Genomic DNA, 16,327 nt, shown 5'->3' with positions numbered 1-16,327 from the left:
TTGATTGGAATGGATGGCGGCAGACTCCTGTGGGAACAGCAAAATTCATTTGCGACGAAAGCGTAGTGACAGGAGCACCGGGCGGAGTGAAGGAATTAAGGAAGGAAAACTAAGGTCGTCACATCGTGTGACAACGTTTTCCTGACCAACATCCTGTTGGCCTCCGCGGAAAGCGTCCGCCAGCAATGGAGATCAACGACCTTTATTCGAAGGGATAAAAAATTGTGACAATTAAAGAATCAGTAGGATACTCCCCAAAAATTTAATCTAGAGTGTATTTTATTTCCCAAAAATGGATGGATTGACGTAACACTATAAATGCGTTAAAATTTAAATAATTTATTATATTAGTTCTCTAATTCTCTAGTGCACTAAAGTAAAAAGAGGTGATTCGGTGAGTAAGATTCAAATGTTTGAAAAGCCCTTAGGAATGCGTGACTCCTTTCCACAGGTTAACGAGCAAAAGGAATATGTTAGATCTATGGCTAGAAGTGTATTAAGAGAAAAGGGATATGATTTTATCAAAACCCCCTCTCTCGAATATTTAGAAACAATCGGAAGAGTATCAGCTATTGAAGAATCAGCATTATTTAAGCTCGTAGATAACCAAGGGAAAATGCTTGTACTTAGACCAGATATGACGACTCCTATAGCGAGAATTGCTGCATCAAAGCTATTAAAAGAAAAGAACCCTCTTCGTTTAGCGTATTATGCAAATGTTTTTCGAGCGCAACAGAGAGAGGGAGGTCGTCCGGCGGAATTTGAACAGCTTGGAATGGAGCTAATCGGAGATTTCAGTGCTTACGGAGATTGCGAGGTAATCTATACAGCGATAGAACTGTTAAAGGCTATTGGTTTAGAAAATTTTCACATTACCATTGGACATGCGGGTCTTTTAGAGAGTATCCTGACAGCCAACACTCGAAATAAGAAGGAATCTAGCGAGCTGAGACACCTACTGGTCGAAAAGAATGTGGTTGGGTATGTCCAGAAAATAGAAGAGCTTAGCTTGGAGCAGGCTGCTAAAGAAAATCTTCTTAGCTTAATAGAAAATGAGACAGCTACCTTAGAGGATTTTCCGGCGTTTGATCAGCAGGTTTTAGGGCAAATGAAGCAACTGAAAAGTTTATTAGAGATGCAAGTGAATGGATTGGAGCATATTTCGTTTGATTTTTCCCTAGCAAGTCATATGAGCTATTACACAGGGATGCTGTTTGAAATTTATGCAGAAGGCAGTGGATTTCCAATCGGTAACGGTGGTCGATATGACGAGCTCTTTGAACAGTTTGGAGTGAAGGTCGGAGCAACTGGCTTTGGAATCCGAGTCGATCGGTTAGTGGAAGTGTTAAATAACCAGGTCAATGAAGAACAGCATACGCTTGTTTTATTTGACGAACAATCTTTTTTAAAGGCAAATGTGCTAGCAGAAGGAAGAAGGGCAAATGGAGAACGAGTAACCCTTCAATTTATCGGTAGTGTGCATGACGTAGAGGTATTCACACAGAATTTCCATGAGGTAATCATAGTGGCAGAGGGTGGTTCTAACGATGAATGAGTTAACAATTGCAATGCCAAAGGGTCGTATATTTGAAGAAGCATATAAGCTCTTTATGGCTGCCGGGTTCGAGCTTCCAAGCGAAATAATTGATTCACGTAGATTGATTGTGGAGGCTCCCAAGGAAAACATTAAATTCATTCTCGCAAAGCCAATGGATGTACCAGTCTATGTAGAGCATGGAGTTGCCGATATCGGTATAGCGGGCAAGGATGTCCTGCTGGAGCAAGTACGTGACGTCCATGAGCTATTAGATCTTCACATAAGTAATTGCTATATTGCCACTGCGGGTCTTCCGAACACAAAAATGAACGAAGTAGCCCCGCGAGTAGCAACAAAATATCCTACCATTGCGACGAACTTCTACAAGGAAAAGGGAGAGCAGGTAGAAATTATTGAACTGAATGGTTCTATCGAATTGGCACCCATGATTGGGTTGGCAGATCGAATCGTGGATATTGTGTCCACTGGACAGACGCTAAAAGAGAACGGACTAGTAGAGTATGAGAGGATTGTAGATATATCATCCCGATTAATCGTTAACCCTGCTAGCTATCGAATGAAGAGTAAAAGAGTAAGAGAATTCGTTGGCCAATTAAAGGAAGAATTGAAGGGCAGGGACGCATATGAAGATTGAGACGCTTACAGAAATCCAATCTCTTCAGCGTACAGTTGAAGGAGTGAATAAACAGCAGCTAGAAACTGTTAGAGAGGTTATCCGTGAGGTAAGAGAAAAGGGAGAGCATGCCCTGCTAGCTTACACAGAGAAATGGGACGGTGTTAAGCTGACCAATCTTCTAGTTACTGAACAGGAGATAGAGGATGCCTATCAATCATTCGATGCTCAGTTAATTTCCGACCTCGAGGAGGCAGCTGAAAATATTGCCGCCTTCCATAAGGAGCAGGTAAGAGAGCAGATACATTTTCCTTTACAGAAGAACTCCTATATCCAATATAGAGTCACCCCCCTCGATGCAGTAGGGTTATATGTACCAGGCGGGACAGCCGCTTATCCATCCTCGGTTCTGATGAATGCCATTCCTGCAAAGGTGGCTGGAGTAGAACGCATCGTGATCGTTTCTCCTCCTGATCAGAATGGACAGCTCCCTGCTTCTGTATTAGTGGCAGCAAAAATCGCAGGGGTGAAGGAAATATACAAGGTCGGTGGGGCACAAGCCATTGCGGCACTTGCTTATGGCACAGAAACAATCAAAGCAGTAGATAAAATAACGGGGCCTGGAAATAGCTTTGTCGCTTTAGCAAAGAGAGAGGTATTTGGCCAGGTGGCGATTGATATGATTGCAGGGCCTAGCGAAATCGCGATTATTGCCGATGACACTGCCTATGCCGATGAGGTAGCTGCTGATTTATTAGCACAAGCAGAGCATGATGCATTTGCAAGTGCAGTGCTTATAACAACTAGTGACCGTTTGGCTAAAGAGGTGTCGGTAGAGGTAGAAAGGCAATTGAGCGAGCTACCTCGCGAAAAGATTGCAAGAGCCTCTATAGAAAGCTATGGACGAATTTATTTGGCAGAAACAATGGAAAAGGCTATCGAAGCAATTAATGAAATTGCTCCCGAGCATTTAGAAATCATGACAGAGAATCCGGAGGACATAGCGAAGGAAATTCGCCACGCAGGTGCTATTTTCCTCGGAAGATATAGCAGTGAGCCAGTGGGAGACTACTTTGCAGGAACAAACCACGTGCTTCCTACCAATAGCACTGCTCGTTTTTCAAGTGGATTAGGCGTAGATGATTTTGTTAAAAAGACGAGTGTTGTCTACTATTCAGAGGAAATGTGGCAGGAGCAATATCCGAAAATTGCTCGGTTAGCTCGTTTGGAGCAACTAGAGGGGCACGCAAGATCCGTAGAGTCACGTAGCTGGGAAAAGGAGAGATCATCTTGAATAAAAGAATAGCAAAAATTGAACGAATGACAAATGAAACGAAGGTATCGGTTGAAATCGATTTAGATGGAGAAGGAAAAGCGGTCATTAACACAGGCGTTCCTTTTTTGGATCATATGTTAGACCTTTTTACCAAGCATGGTCTATTTAATGCAACGATTCAGGCAAACGGCGATACTCATATAGATGATCATCATACGACTGAGGATGTTGGCATCGTTTTAGGGCAGGCAGTGAAGGAGGCATTGGGCAACAAAAAGAGCATTAAGCGCTATGGTAATGCCTTCGTCCCAATGGATGATGCGCTGGCTCAGGTGGTCATTGATATTTCGAACCGCCCGCATCTAGAGTTTCGAGCTCAGTTTCCTGCACAAAAGGTAGGAACCTTTGATACGGAGCTTGTCCATGAATTCTTATGGAAATTCGCATTAGAGGCTCGTATGAATGTCCATGTGATTGTGCATTATGGAGCAAATACTCACCATATCATCGAAGCGATTTTCAAGGCGTTGGCACGAGCGATAGACGATGCGATTACAATTGATGCTAGAGTAAAAGGAGTTCCTTCTACGAAGGGGCTACTTACTTAATTAGGAAGGGGACAGAAGGATGTCCATTCAAATATATCCCGCAATTGATATGAAGGGCGGAAAATGTGTCCGACTCTATCAAGGCGATTATGACCAGGAGACAGTTTACGGAGATTCTCCTTTCGAAATGGCGAAAAAATTTGTGGATGAGGGAGCCGATTGGATTCATCTAGTAGACCTGGATGGAGCCAAGGACGGAGAGAAAATCCACGGCAATGAAGTGATTCGTATTGCCAAAGAGCTGCCTGTTCAGGTGCAAATAGGAGGAGGCATCCGCTCTAAGGAGGATGTAGATTTTTATTTAACCAACGGTGTAAATCGCGTTATTATTGGCAGTCTCGCTATCTCCAAGCCAGAGCTTGTCGCAGAGCTTCTGAAGGAGTATGGAGGAGACCGCATAGTGATCGGTCTCGATGCGAAGGACGGAATGGTAGCAACACATGGTTGGCTGGAAACCTCTAGTAAATCTGCTGTGGAAGTGGGAAAATACTTTGCAGCCAAGGGTGCGAAGCATGTTGTTTTTACCGACATTGCGACCGATGGTACATTACAAGGTCCAAATCTGGAGGCTAATAAAGAGCTAGCAGTGGAAACGGGGCTGTCTATTATTGTTTCTGGTGGAATCAGCACATTGCAAGATATTGAGAAAGTAGCAGAGCTTGCAAAAGAAACATCTATTAGCGGAGTAATCACGGGGAAAGCGCTATACAACAATCGCTTTACGCTAGCAGAAGCATTGGAAAAGGGAAGAGGACTTGAAAGGAAGCAGAAACCGATGACCAACTTACAATTTGACGAAAAGGGACTAATCCCAGTAATTGTGCAGCACGCCATTACAAGAGAGGTTCTTACTCTGGCATATATGAACGAGGAGGCCTATCAAAAAACAGTCGAAACAAGAGAGGCATGGTTTTATAGTAGAAGCAGACAGGAGCTTTGGCATAAAGGAGAAACGTCTGGCAATACGCAGCGTGTAATTGGGATAAAAACCGATTGTGATTCAGATGCACTTGTCCTAGAGGTGCTTCCTGCAGGTCCTGCCTGTCACACCGGAGAGGAAAGCTGCTTCTATCAGCAGCTAGAGAAATTCGAAGAGAGCTTCGGCTATAATGTGATTTCTACGTTGATCGAAACCATTGCCAACAGGAAAAAAGAAATGCCAGAAGGTGCCTATACGACCTATCTTTTCGATAAAGGCGTAGATAAAATCTGTAAGAAGGTTGGAGAAGAGGCTGCAGAGGTTATCATCGCTGCGAAGAATAAGGATTCCGAGGAGCTGAAATGGGAAGCATCAGACCTTCTGTATCACTTGCTGGTTTTATTAGAAGAACAAGAAATCAGCTTTTACGACCTGTTACAAGTGCTTCAAAAAAGACATGAAACGAAATCCCGTAAAACTGAATAGATTGTGATATACTGAAGAGTATACTAATAAGGAGCGTTGTATAGACGTTCCTTATTATATTTCGGAGGAATATTTTGAATAAAAAGAAGATAAAGCAAACGAAGGAAAACATCATTTCATTCTTGCCAACAGGCGAGTACTATTATAAAAAAGCGTTAGATGAGCTACAAAAAGAAGAATACGAGAAGGCAAATAAATATTTAAAGCGTGCATCTGATTTAAGTCCAGATGACCCACTAATTTTGCTGCAATATGCCATACTTCAAATGGAAATGGAGAAATTCGATTTTGCTTATGAGCTGCTAAGAAGTGCACATGCCCTTGATCCAAATGAAGGAGATATAATCTTCTTCTTGGCGGAGGTAAATGCACACCTCGGTAATTTTGTGGAAGCTAACAAATATGCAAAATTGTATATAGAAAAGGATATCAACGGCGAATACATCGAGGAAGCGATGGAAATCATCGATTTTACCGAATCAGAGGAACTACTCTCTCTTCAAATGGATACTCCGTCTAGCGATGCGCTCTTTATGCAAGAAAAAGCGAGAAGGCTAATGGAGACAGGTAAATTTTCAGAGGCAATAGAGCTCTTGGAAAACCTAATTACGGATCATCCCGACTTCTGGGCTGCCTTTAATAACCTTGCGCTTGCTTATTTCTATGTAGGCGAAGAGGAACAGGCGAAGGCTCTTCTGCACCAGGTCTTAAGAGAAAATAAAGCGAATATTCATGCGCTATGTAACCTGGCAGTTATTCATTACTATGAGAAAAATACGGAGGAGCTAGAGCAAATAACGGCATTTCTTGAAAAAGTGAATCCATATTTTATTGAGCAACGCTATAAGCTTGGGGCGACCTTCGCATTAATCGGGAAATATGAGCAGGCGTTTAAATGGCTAAGAAGTCTACAGCGAAAAGGATTTGAAGCGGATCCAGGGTTTTATTTCTGGCTATCACACTCTGCTTATTTTGCAGGGCATGAAGAAATAGCAAAAAATGCTTGGAACCAGCTACTGAAACTAGATCCGGAGAAAGCTGGATTTGAGCCGTGGCTACCGCATATGAAGGAGCTAGATGAGAAGGAGCCTGACAACCAGAAGGAGCTCATCCTGGAAAAGATACAGGATAAGCATGTGAGTGAGCGAATTTTCGGCTTTTATTTGCTAGGAAAGTCAAAGCACCGCCAAGAAATCATTGCACATCCTAAATGGATCGTAGTAGATGAGCTTACAACCATGGAGAAGCTGTTTCTTGCAAATTCCTTGGGACATAAATTCAATGAAAAGGAGCCTGCTGAAAAGGCGTTTCTCCGTGCAATCGCTACGACCGATTTGCTTTACAGCGAGAACAAGCCATTAGAGAATTCTGCCTATTATTTATTCCAAATGTGGTTTGTTTTATTAGAGCGTGCTTTAACAAAGGGCTATGGCTTTAAAAATCCGAAGGCACTTGCTGCGGCAACCGAGTATATGTTTGCTTCCTCGAGGACAAAAAATGCGACGAAGAAGCAGTTTGCAGAGAAGTATGGCATAACACCCTCTACCCTTACGAAGTATGTAAATGAGCTCATTCAGTTTCTACCATTATTCGACAACTAGGCAAATATGTTGATGAATGGTTTGAAATTAGATAGATTGTAGATATGTGTTATGTAGGAGGAATTACGGATGACAGAAGAAAAAATCTATGACGTTATAATAATTGGAGCTGGACCTGCTGGAATGACGGCAGCAGTATATACATCTCGTGCAAATCTATCAACCTTGATGATTGAACGCGGTATACCAGGTGGACAAATGGCCAATACAGAGGAAGTAGAAAACTACCCTGGATTTGAAACTATTTTGGGACCTGAGCTATCAACGAAAATGTTTGACCACGCGAAAAAGTTTGGCGCAGAATATGCGTATGGCGATGTGTCAGAAATCGTAGTAGACGGTGACTACCGAATTGTGAAAGCAGGAGGCAAGGAATATAAAGCCTTGGCTGTAATCATTTCCTCTGGAGCAGAGTACAAAAAAATGGGCATCCCTGGCGAGCTGGAGCTTGGTGGCCGTGGTGTCAGCTATTGTGCGGTATGCGACGGTGCATTCTTCAAAGGAAAAGATCTTGTCGTAGTAGGTGGAGGAGACTCTGCTGTTGAGGAAGGTGCATTCTTAACAAAATTCGCGAACAAAGTGACAATCGTTCACCGCCGCGATAAGCTAAGAGCGCAAAAAATCCTTCAAGATCGTGCCTTTGCAAATGAAAAAATTGACTTCATCTGGAACACTACGTTAAAGGAAATCCACGGAACAGACGGAAAAGTAAGCAGCGTAACACTTGTTAGCACTGTAGACGGCTCTGAACGTGAATTCCCAACTCAAGGTGTCTTCATTTATATCGGCATGCTGCCACTAACAAAGCCTTTCGCTAACCTAGGCATCCTAAACGAAAACGGCTATATCGTGACAAACGATAAGATGGAAACAACCATCCCTGGTATCTTTGGAGCTGGAGATGTACGCGAAAAAATGCTCCGTCAAATCGTTACAGCAACTGGCGACGGCAGCATTGCTGCTCAAGCTGCTCAGCACTATATCGAAAACTTAAGAGATACGATGAAGTAATAAAAAGGCTGCGGGAGATTCTCCTGCAGCTTTTCTTTTTGGTGAGAGAAGGCTTGGATTGACAAGAAAGTGCCGTGACTGTAGGAAATGGGGAATAGGTGCGATTGAGTGTTTGGGATTATTATGCAATTAATGATGGCGCATTGGAAATGAAATCCATTACATGCGGTTGCTGTGAGTTTATTTGCGCTTTAATGAAGGATACTTGCGATGTTAGGGAGTTTACTTGCGGGGTTGGGAGTATTACTTGCGCTGAAAGGGGAAATAGGTGCGGTTAATGATCTTATTGGAATTATTATCCAAGTAACATTGGTTTATTAGCAATAAAAAACAACTACTTTACGCTCACTTTCGATTTGTGAGACATCCCCTCCTAAGAATTATTTAGCTTGCGTCAATTTAATAATCTCTTAATTTTTATGTAACTGTCTTGCAACATATTAAGTGTATAGTAAGAGTATATAAATTGACCCCCTTTTTATATAGGAACATTTTTAACAGGCTGTTTCACGGATAATAATCCTGAACAGCCTCTTTTTGTGTATTTTATTGTATAATATATAGTAAGAATAGAAGAAAGTTGGAGGACAACTAGTGCAAAGAATCGCTAATTTGCTTGTATGTAAGGATAATAAAGTTCTTTTACTGAAAAAGCCGAGAAGAAATTGGTACGTTGCTCCAGGTGGAAAGATGGAAGAGGGAGAGTCCATCCTGGTGTCGGCAATTCGTGAATTTACAGAAGAAACAAATGCAATTCCCATAGATCCTCATTTAAAAGGAATTTATACGATGGTAATTCAAGAGGACGGCAAGAAGCTCGACGAGTGGATGCTGTTTACGTTTGTAGCCAGAGATTTAGATGGTGTTCCTTACGAAGAGAATAGAGAGGGTGTACTTGAGTGGCACCCGGTGGAAGCACTTGAAACACTCCCAATGGCAGAAGGAGATAGAACAAATTTGCTGTTTGCAGTGAAGGATTTAGGAATGCAATACGGTACATTTGTATATACACCTGATTTTGATTTAATTGAAGAAACGATACAACAATCTTGGGAAGGAGATGTGAAAAGTGGAAATTCAACAAAAGCTTGATACGGAGGTTGTCATTATCACTGGCATGTCTGGGGCAGGGAAAACCGTTGCAATCCAGAGCTTTGAGGATTTAGGCTACTATTGCATTGACAATCTGCCTCCGGAGCTTTTGAGTGTGTTTATTAAACTAATGATTGATTCAAACAAACAGCCGAGAAATATTGCCGCTGTAATGGATTTGCGTGGAGGAGAAATGTTCCATTCCTTGGTTGATTCTATTAATCAGCTACAAGAAGAAAGCGCTGTAAATCCGAAGGTACTATTTTTAGATGCACAAGATGAAGTTCTTGTGAGAAGATATAAGGAAACTAGGAGATCCCATCCTCTCGCAAATTCTGGTCTTCCTTTAGATGGGATTAAAAAGGAACGTGAGCTGCTATCAGAATTAAAGGGAAGAGCCCAGTTTATTTATAACACCTCCAAGATGAAACCGCGAGAGCTGCGTGATAAAATTCATGAGGAGTTTCGAACACAAGGTAAAAAGGTGTTTACCGTGAATGTCATGTCCTTTGGCTTTAAGCATGGTATTCCGATAGATGCTGACCTTGTTTTTGACGTGCGCTTTTTGCCGAATCCCTATTACATTGAAGAGCTTCGACTAAAATCAGGTCTAGATGAAGAGGTTTCTGGCTACGTGTTAAAATGGGCAGATACAAAAACATTAATTGAAAAGCTCACTGATTTATTACAATTTATGATTCCCCAATATAAACGAGAAGGTAAAACACAGCTAGTTATTGCATTTGGCTGTACAGGTGGTCAACATCGTTCCGTCACCCTAGCTGAGTATTTTGGCAAATTATTTAATAATGAGGACAAAGCTGTTATCACCCATCGAGACGTCACAATTAGGAAGGATTTACAAGATGGAGCGTTCAAAAAAGCGTAAGAAAATAGTAATCATTGGAGGTGGAACTGGCCTTTCCACCTTGCTTCGCGGCTTAAAAAAGCATCCTATTGATATCACTGCCATTGTGACGGTAGCAGATGATGGAGGAAGCTCTGGGCGATTACGTGATGACTATGAAATTCCACCTCCTGGAGACGTTCGAAATGTCCTTGCAGCACTTTCAGATGTGGAACCGCTTGTAGAGGAAATGTTCCAATTTCGTTTTTCTAATTCAACAGAATTAGAAGGCCATACTTTAGGAAATTTAATGATAACAGCACTAACCTCTATTACTGGCGATTTCTCCCATGCTATCACCGAAATGAGTAAGGTGCTCAAAATCCATGGGAAAGTATTGCCTGCAGCTAATCAGCTAGTAACCTTAAACGCACAATTTGAGGATAAAACGGTCATTAGTGGGGAATCTAAAATACCGACCTATGGAAAGAGAATAGAAAGGGTGTTTATCACCCCAAATGATGTAAAGCCATTACCGGAAACAATTGCTAGTATTCGTCAAGCTGATATAATCGCAATTGGGCCAGGAAGTCTATATACTAGTATATTGCCAAATCTATTAGTAGATGGCATCCGCCAAGCAATCAAGCAATCAAAGGCCAAAAAGGTATATATCTGCAACTTAATGACACAGGCTGGTGAAACGAATAATTACACTGCCTATGATCATGTCGAAGCACTGATACAGCATGTAGACCACAATTTCTTAGATACCATTCTTATTAGTAATGAAGAGGTACCGGAGAACGTACAATTCTTATATAAGCAAGAAAAGGCCTCTCCTGTGAAGATTGATATCGAGAGGCTAGAGAGGCTTAATTTAGAGATTGTCAAAAAAGATATCTCGCTTGTTTATAATGGTGCAGTCCGCCATAATGCCGCAGAGGTAGCTAAGTGGCTAATGGAATACGCAAATACACAGGCTCACACAAGTCCGATTAACAGGAATCTCGTGTAACGCCAAGGAGAAAGGGGGAAACGGAACATGTCGTTTGCTTCTGAGACAAAGAAAGAAATGACACAGGAGGATTCGAAGCCTTGCTGTGCAAAATCAGAGCTATCCGCTCTCATACGGATGAATGGTTCCTTATCTTTTAGTAATAAAATGTTAAGCTTAGACGTACAAACAGAGAATGCTGCTATTGCAAGAAGATTATACACATTGATCAAAGATATATATAAATATGACGTAGAGCTGTTAGTTCGTAAAAAAATGCGTCTAAAGAAAAATAATGTATACATCTGTCGTATTCGTGAAGGTGCCAAGCACTTACTAGAGGACTTGAAAATCCTAAAGGAAGGCTTTCAATTTGAATATTCGATTGACCCTGGACTAGTAAAAAAAAATTGTTGTAAGCGTGCATATCTAAGAGGAGCCTTCCTAGCAGGAGGCTCCGTAAATAACCCGGAAACTTCCTCCTACCACTTGGAAATATACTCCCTTTATAAAACACACAGTGATGCATTAGTAGAATTAATGAATAAATTCGATTTAAATGCAAAGACCATTGAACGTAAAAAGGGTTTTGTGGCATATTTAAAGGAAGCGGAGAAAATATCTGACTTTTTAAGCATAGCAGGTGCCCACCAAGCCTTGTTAAAATTCGAGGATGTTCGTATAATTCGAGATATGCGAAACAGTGTAAATCGATTGGTCAATTGCGAAACAGCCAATTTGAATAAAACCATCAGTGCCGCTATTCGCCAAGTAGAAAATATTCGATTCATCGAAAATACCATTGGGCTTGACCAATTACCTGAGAAATTAAGGGAAATTGCCCGCCTCCGAGTGGAATACCAAGACGTCACCCTCAAAGAGCTGGGAGACATGGTATCTACCGGAAGTGTCAGTAAATCTGGTATCAACCATCGTTTAAGAAAGCTAGATGAAATTGCAGATGCTCTTCGAAGAGGAGAAACCATTTAGAGAAAGAGGCTGATAAAATAATGACAGAGCAACAAGTCGAAGTAAAATTACAATCTGGTTTACAAGCAAGACAAGCAGCATTATTCGTACAGGAGGCTAACCGTCACATCGCAGACGTCTACCTTGAAAAAGACGACAAAAAAGTGAACGCGAAAAGCATCATGGGCATCATGAGCCTTGCAATCGGAAAAGGCGCAATCATCACCCTAAGCGCAGAAGGCTCCGACGAACAAGAAGCTGTAGCAACACTTGCAAAATTCATCTCAAACGAAGAATAACCTTGCTGCCCTAAGACTAGGGCAGCTTTTTTGATGGGGAATAGTAGTCCGAAGTATCCGCTTCTTTCATTGCAAGGATTCAAGTGTCCGCTCCTATCATCGCAAAGACCGATCGCTAAATCGTGAAGATTGGCTTCCAAATCGTAAAGACCCTGCTTAGAATCGTCAAGACTTCTCCTGAAATCGCGAAGATTCAAGTGTCCGCTCCTATCATCGCAAAGACCAATCGCTTAATCGTTAAGATCGGCCTCCAAATCGTAAAGACCCTTATAATAATCGCAAAGACAGACCTCGTAATCGCAAAGACTCCTCCGATCGACCAGGCAAATCGCAAAGATTCCAGTGACCGCTTACTTCATCGCAAGATACGAGAGTATAATCGCAAAAATCCACCATCAAATCACACCCCCCACATACCCGACATCCACAAACGCACCACACAATAAAAAAATCCAAGGGAGTATCTCATCCCTTGGATCTGAATAGATTATTTTTTTAAGTCGCTGCGCTCTAGAATTTGGTCGATGATACCGTATTCTTTTGCACGCTCTGCAGTCATGAAATTGTCGCGGTCTGTGTCTCTAGAAACGACCTCCATTGGTTGACCAGTGCGGTCGGACATGATTTGGTTTAATTTATCGCGTAAGAACAAGATACGTTTAGCCGCAATCTCGATTTCTGTAGCTTGACCTTGAGCGCCGCCAAGTGGTTGGTGAATCATTACCTCTGCGTTTGGAAGAGCGTAACGTTTTCCTTTAGCACCAGCAGTTAATAGGAAAGCTCCCATGGAAGCGGCCATTCCTATACAAATTGTTTGTACGTCAGGCTTGATGAATTGCATCGTATCGTAAATTGCCATACCAGCAGTAATGCTTCCGCCAGGGCTATTGATATAAAGGGAGATGTCTTTTTCTGGATCCTCTGCTTCTAGGAATAATAACTGAGCAACAATGGAGTTAGCCACGTTGTCATCGATTGCGCTTCCTAATAGGATAATACGGTCTTTTAATAATCGAGAGTAGATGTCATATGCACGTTCTCCACGATTCGTTTGCTCGATAACTGTTGGTATTAAATTCATTCTGTATTGCCTCCTTAAAGGTGGTTTTGAGATTTTCTTGCTAAGTTATTCCTCAGCTGTAACTTTATCATACACATTATGGTCAAGGAAGGTCAAATATTACGCTTCAAAAAGTTCACTTGAATTAATTCCTATACATTTGTATAATAGTAAAGTCGCTTGCCCTCGTAGTTTAATGGATATGACACAAGATTCCGGTTCTTGGGATGGGGGTTCGATTCCCTCCGAGGGCGTTTATTTGAAACAGATTAGCCACCTTTCAAGCTTACTAGCTTTGAAGGTGTTTTTTATTTTATTGCCAGATTAATAAAAACAACACGTTAGCCAAAATTTGGTTAGCGTGTTTTTTACTTACCCTACTATACTACCCATTCCTTGCCAATTTTTATCCCTTTCTTTTAATTATTTTGGTAAAATAATGCGTCCATAGTTTTCTGCTTTGTCAGGTATAATGATTAACTGCAACTAGAATATACAGATAGGGTGGTTTAAGAAAGTGAAAAGAATAGTAATGATGCTTTTATCTATCCTGCTTGTTCTGGGGTTATTCCCAAAAGAACAGGCTTTTGCTGCGTCCTTTACTGACGTGACAAACTACCAGGATGAGATCAACTACTTAGTTTCGAAAAAGGTTATTACTGGCTATCCGGATGGAACGTTTAAGCCAACCAATAAATTAACAAGAATGCATGCTGTAACAATGATTTTACGAGAAAAGGGAATCACAGATTTTACAGCACCAGACCCTGGTTTTACGGATATAAAGCCTGGCATGAAAGGATATCAAGAGGTAGCGAAAGCAGTGCAGCTTGGTTTTATTTCAGGTAAAACTGCTGCAAACGGAACGAAGTATTTTGATCCGCAAGGGACTCTAACAAGAGGACAAATGGCGAAAATCCTAGTTTTAGGATATGATCTTCCTTCTAATAACTCCTATTCTTTTACAGATGTGACTACTGATAATGGTTTTAAAAGCTTTATTAGTACACTAGCTAGCGAAAATATTACAACAGGGTATTTAGATGGCACCTTTAAGCCAAATGGGAAAATTACTCGTCAGCATTTCGCTGTCTTTATGGCCCGACTATTAGATGATAGCTTCAAGCCTATGCCAAATATGTATGCTCATTTTATTGATGTTGGGCAAGGTGATTCTATTCTTCTTCAAACACCAAATAATAAAACCATGCTAATTGACGGTGGTACAAAAGCGGGTGGCGATAAGGTTGTCAGCTTTCTAAATTCAAGAGGCATTACAAAGCTTGACTATGTGGTAGCTACTCATCCAGATGCGGACCATATAGGTGGATTGATCCCTGTATTAGATAACTTCAAGGTTTCTAATTTTATTGATTCCGGAAAAGCGCATACTACACAGACTTACTACAATTTATTACAATTAGTGGATACGAAAAATATCCCGTACACGATTGCAACAACTGGCCAGAAAATTAACCTAGATTCCTCTATAACTGTCCAGGTGCTTCATGCAAATAGAAATGCATCTGAACCCAATGATGCTTCCATCGTATTAAAGGTTACGTATAATGGGGTATCCTTCCTGTTAATGGGAGACGCTGACACTAATATAGAAGCTTCCATTATGGCTAATTATAATGTGAAAGCGACCGTTCTTAAGGCAGGTCACCACGGTTCTAACGGTAGCAGCTCTGCGAAATTTATAAGCAATGTGAAACCTATCTCTACGATTCTAAGTTATGGGAAGGAGAACACTTATGGGCATCCTCATGCAGATGTAGTTACGAGATTAAAGAATGTCGGCTCTAAAATTTATTCTACGGCTGCATCTGGAAACATTACGGTTACAACAAATGGAACAACTCATGGCGTCTCAGCGAAAGCTTGGACTGGTACTGGATCGGGAAGTGGCACAGGAACAGGAAGTGGTTCCGGCACGGGTGGAACAACAACACCTTCCACTTCAACAGCTGTGAAGATTGTAAGTAAGGATCTAAGTGCAGAAATCGTTGGAATTAAAAACACTGGCACGAAAAGTGTGAACCTGAAAGGGTGGACACTAGTTTCGGTAGAGGGTAACCAAAAGTTTACCTTCCCGGATTACACGTTAGGAGCAGGTAAAACGGTTTACGTAACAAGTGGACCTAAAGCCAAAACGGGCACAGGCTACATTAAATGGACTGGCTCTTCGATCTGGAATAACAGCGGAGACGCTGCGAAACTATTAGATGCTAACGGTAAGCTAGTGAGTGAAATGAAATAATAATGAGACTGTAGGTGAACATCCTGTTTACCTGCAGTTTTTTTGTTAGACAGGTTAGGGATTAAATGGTTGAAGGGCATTGGCTAAGATGCTGATGAGTAGGAGATGCTACTAGGGGGAATAGCTACTGGTGAGGAAGGTGATTCGCCTGATTTTCGGCTTACTCTCATTCACAGATACTTTATTCTCACATAGGCTAAGCTTACTCTCGGATAAGATTCCTTTACTCTCATTCAGCCCCGTTACTTTCGTTCGGCAGGAGCTTACTCTCGCTTGGCCGCCATTTACTCTCGGTCGGCACCAGCCGATGAAAATCTTCTCCTAAAATGAGCTCCGATTTTCAGCTTACTCTCGGATAGCGGTGGTTTATTCTCATTCATAGATACTTTATTCTCGCTCAGGGGAAACTTACTCTCGGATAAGGCCCCTTTATTCTCATTCAGCCTATTTACTCTCGTTCGGCTAGAGATTACTCTCACATGGTCATCATTTACTCTCATTCAGCACAGCTGACGAATCTATCCTCCGAAAGCGAGATTCAATTTCGGCTTACTCTCGGATAGCCGAGGTTTACTCTCATTCACAGATACTTTATTCTCACTTAGGGCAAAATTACTCTCGGATAAGGTCCCTTTACTCTCATTCAGCCCATTTATTCTCGTTCGGCGGGCGATTACTCTCACATGGCCACCATTTACTCTCGGTCGGCGCCAGCCGATGAAGCCCTT

Annotated in this window: 14 protein-coding genes, 1 tRNA gene and 1 pseudogene; 15 read left to right on the top strand and 1 reads right to left on the bottom strand. The window is 41.7% G+C overall.

The window, feature by feature from the left end:
• Nucleotides 1-394: 394 nt before the first annotated feature.
• The 13 genes and pseudogenes from AC1ECF_RS06405 (at nucleotide 395) to AC1ECF_RS06345 (ending at nucleotide 12,276) form a co-directional block, all read left to right on the top strand.
• Nucleotides 395-1,555, top strand: a complete 1,161-nt coding sequence (locus tag AC1ECF_RS06405; protein ID WP_480388575.1) for an ATP phosphoribosyltransferase regulatory subunit — start codon at nucleotides 395-397, stop codon at nucleotides 1,553-1,555.
• On the top strand, nucleotides 1,548-2,192 hold the full coding sequence (hisG, locus tag AC1ECF_RS06400; protein ID WP_480388574.1) for an ATP phosphoribosyltransferase: 645 nt from the start codon (nucleotides 1,548-1,550) through the stop codon (nucleotides 2,190-2,192). Before AC1ECF_RS06405 ends, hisG begins: the two co-directional genes overlap by 8 nt.
• Nucleotides 2,182-3,465 carry a histidinol dehydrogenase gene (hisD, locus tag AC1ECF_RS06395; RefSeq protein ID WP_480388573.1) on the top strand — a complete coding sequence of 428 codons (1,284 nt, stop codon included), beginning with the start codon at nucleotides 2,182-2,184 and terminating at the stop codon, nucleotides 3,463-3,465. The genes hisG and hisD overlap by 11 nt, the downstream gene beginning before the upstream one ends.
• Nucleotides 3,462-4,055 (top strand): imidazoleglycerol-phosphate dehydratase HisB, encoded by a 594-nt coding sequence (gene hisB, locus AC1ECF_RS06390; RefSeq protein ID WP_480388572.1) that lies wholly within the window; start codon nucleotides 3,462-3,464, stop codon nucleotides 4,053-4,055. The genes hisD and hisB overlap by 4 nt, the downstream gene beginning before the upstream one ends.
• A gap of 19 nt (nucleotides 4,056-4,074) precedes the next feature.
• A pseudogene (gene hisA, locus AC1ECF_RS06385) lies at nucleotides 4,075-4,800 on the top strand (1-(5-phosphoribosyl)-5-[(5-phosphoribosylamino)methylideneamino]imidazole-4-carboxamide isomerase); the annotation flags it as partial.
• Between the two features lie 30 nt (nucleotides 4,801-4,830).
• Nucleotides 4,831-5,460 carry a bifunctional phosphoribosyl-AMP cyclohydrolase/phosphoribosyl-ATP diphosphatase HisIE gene (gene hisIE, locus AC1ECF_RS06380; RefSeq protein ID WP_480388694.1) on the top strand — a complete coding sequence of 210 codons (630 nt, stop codon included), beginning with the start codon at nucleotides 4,831-4,833 and terminating at the stop codon, nucleotides 5,458-5,460.
• 74 nt (nucleotides 5,461-5,534) lie between these two features.
• Entirely contained in the window at nucleotides 5,535-7,061 is a 1,527-nt protein-coding gene (locus AC1ECF_RS06375) for a tetratricopeptide repeat protein (protein ID WP_480388571.1), read from the top strand.
• A 69-nt stretch (nucleotides 7,062-7,130) separates the two neighbouring features.
• On the top strand, nucleotides 7,131-8,072 hold the full coding sequence (trxB, locus tag AC1ECF_RS06370; protein ID WP_480388570.1) for a thioredoxin-disulfide reductase: 942 nt from the start codon (nucleotides 7,131-7,133) through the stop codon (nucleotides 8,070-8,072).
• Nucleotides 8,073-8,666: 594 nt separating this feature from the next.
• The gene (locus AC1ECF_RS06365) at nucleotides 8,667-9,164 is read left to right on the top strand and encodes an NUDIX hydrolase (protein WP_480388569.1); all 498 of its coding nucleotides are present in this window, start codon (nucleotides 8,667-8,669) and stop codon (nucleotides 9,162-9,164) included.
• The gene (rapZ, locus tag AC1ECF_RS06360; protein ID WP_480388568.1) at nucleotides 9,142-10,053 is read left to right on the top strand and encodes an RNase adapter RapZ; all 912 of its coding nucleotides are present in this window, start codon (nucleotides 9,142-9,144) and stop codon (nucleotides 10,051-10,053) included. Before AC1ECF_RS06365 ends, rapZ begins: the two co-directional genes overlap by 23 nt.
• Nucleotides 10,031-11,029 carry a gluconeogenesis factor YvcK family protein gene (locus AC1ECF_RS06355; RefSeq protein WP_480388567.1) on the top strand — a complete coding sequence of 333 codons (999 nt, stop codon included), beginning with the start codon at nucleotides 10,031-10,033 and terminating at the stop codon, nucleotides 11,027-11,029. The genes rapZ and AC1ECF_RS06355 overlap by 23 nt, the downstream gene beginning before the upstream one ends.
• 27 nt (nucleotides 11,030-11,056) lie before the next feature.
• The gene (whiA, locus tag AC1ECF_RS06350; protein WP_480388566.1) at nucleotides 11,057-11,998 is read left to right on the top strand and encodes a DNA-binding protein WhiA; all 942 of its coding nucleotides are present in this window, start codon (nucleotides 11,057-11,059) and stop codon (nucleotides 11,996-11,998) included.
• Between the two features lie 20 nt (nucleotides 11,999-12,018).
• The gene (locus AC1ECF_RS06345; protein WP_480388565.1) at nucleotides 12,019-12,276 is read left to right on the top strand and encodes an HPr family phosphocarrier protein; all 258 of its coding nucleotides are present in this window, start codon (nucleotides 12,019-12,021) and stop codon (nucleotides 12,274-12,276) included.
• 487 nt (nucleotides 12,277-12,763) lie between these two features.
• On the opposite strand, the gene clpP is transcribed toward AC1ECF_RS06345, so the two are convergent.
• On the bottom strand, nucleotides 12,764-13,357 hold the full coding sequence (clpP, locus tag AC1ECF_RS06340) for an ATP-dependent Clp endopeptidase proteolytic subunit ClpP (protein ID WP_480388564.1): 594 nt from the start codon (nucleotides 13,355-13,357) through the stop codon (nucleotides 12,764-12,766).
• A gap of 161 nt (nucleotides 13,358-13,518) precedes the next feature.
• On the opposite strand from clpP, the gene AC1ECF_RS06335 reads away from it, so the two are divergent.
• Together AC1ECF_RS06335 and AC1ECF_RS06330 are read left to right on the top strand one after the other, a co-directional pair.
• Nucleotides 13,519-13,590, top strand: a tRNA-Arg gene (locus tag AC1ECF_RS06335).
• A gap of 263 nt (nucleotides 13,591-13,853) precedes the next feature.
• The gene (locus AC1ECF_RS06330) at nucleotides 13,854-15,599 is read left to right on the top strand and encodes an S-layer homology domain-containing protein (protein ID WP_480388563.1); all 1,746 of its coding nucleotides are present in this window, start codon (nucleotides 13,854-13,856) and stop codon (nucleotides 15,597-15,599) included.
• Nucleotides 15,600-16,327: the final 728 nt, after the last annotated feature.

Source organism: Psychrobacillus sp. Z3-81, from assembly GCF_056620325.1.
The sequence above is the reverse complement of the archived record's forward strand: the minus strand, read 5'-3'. Positions and strand labels throughout refer to the sequence as shown.

Excerpts from the sequence above, each read along its gene's own strand:
- hisG (WP_480388574.1), top strand. The coding sequence starts at position 1,548 with ATGAATGAGTTAACAATTGCAATGCCAAAGGGTCGTATATTTGAAGAA.
- hisD (WP_480388573.1), top strand. The coding sequence starts at position 2,182 with ATGAAGATTGAGACGCTTACAGAAATCCAATCTCTTCAGCGTACAGTT.
- hisIE (WP_480388694.1), top strand. The coding sequence starts at position 4,831 with ATGACCAACTTACAATTTGACGAAAAGGGACTAATCCCAGTAATTGTG.
- trxB (WP_480388570.1), top strand. The coding sequence starts at position 7,131 with ATGACAGAAGAAAAAATCTATGACGTTATAATAATTGGAGCTGGACCT.
- AC1ECF_RS06355 (WP_480388567.1), top strand. The coding sequence starts at position 10,031 with ATGGAGCGTTCAAAAAAGCGTAAGAAAATAGTAATCATTGGAGGTGGA.
- whiA (WP_480388566.1), top strand. The coding sequence starts at position 11,057 with ATGTCGTTTGCTTCTGAGACAAAGAAAGAAATGACACAGGAGGATTCG.
- AC1ECF_RS06345 (WP_480388565.1), top strand. The coding sequence starts at position 12,019 with ATGACAGAGCAACAAGTCGAAGTAAAATTACAATCTGGTTTACAAGCA.
- clpP (WP_480388564.1), bottom strand. The coding sequence starts at position 13,357 with ATGAATTTAATACCAACAGTTATCGAGCAAACGAATCGTGGAGAACGT.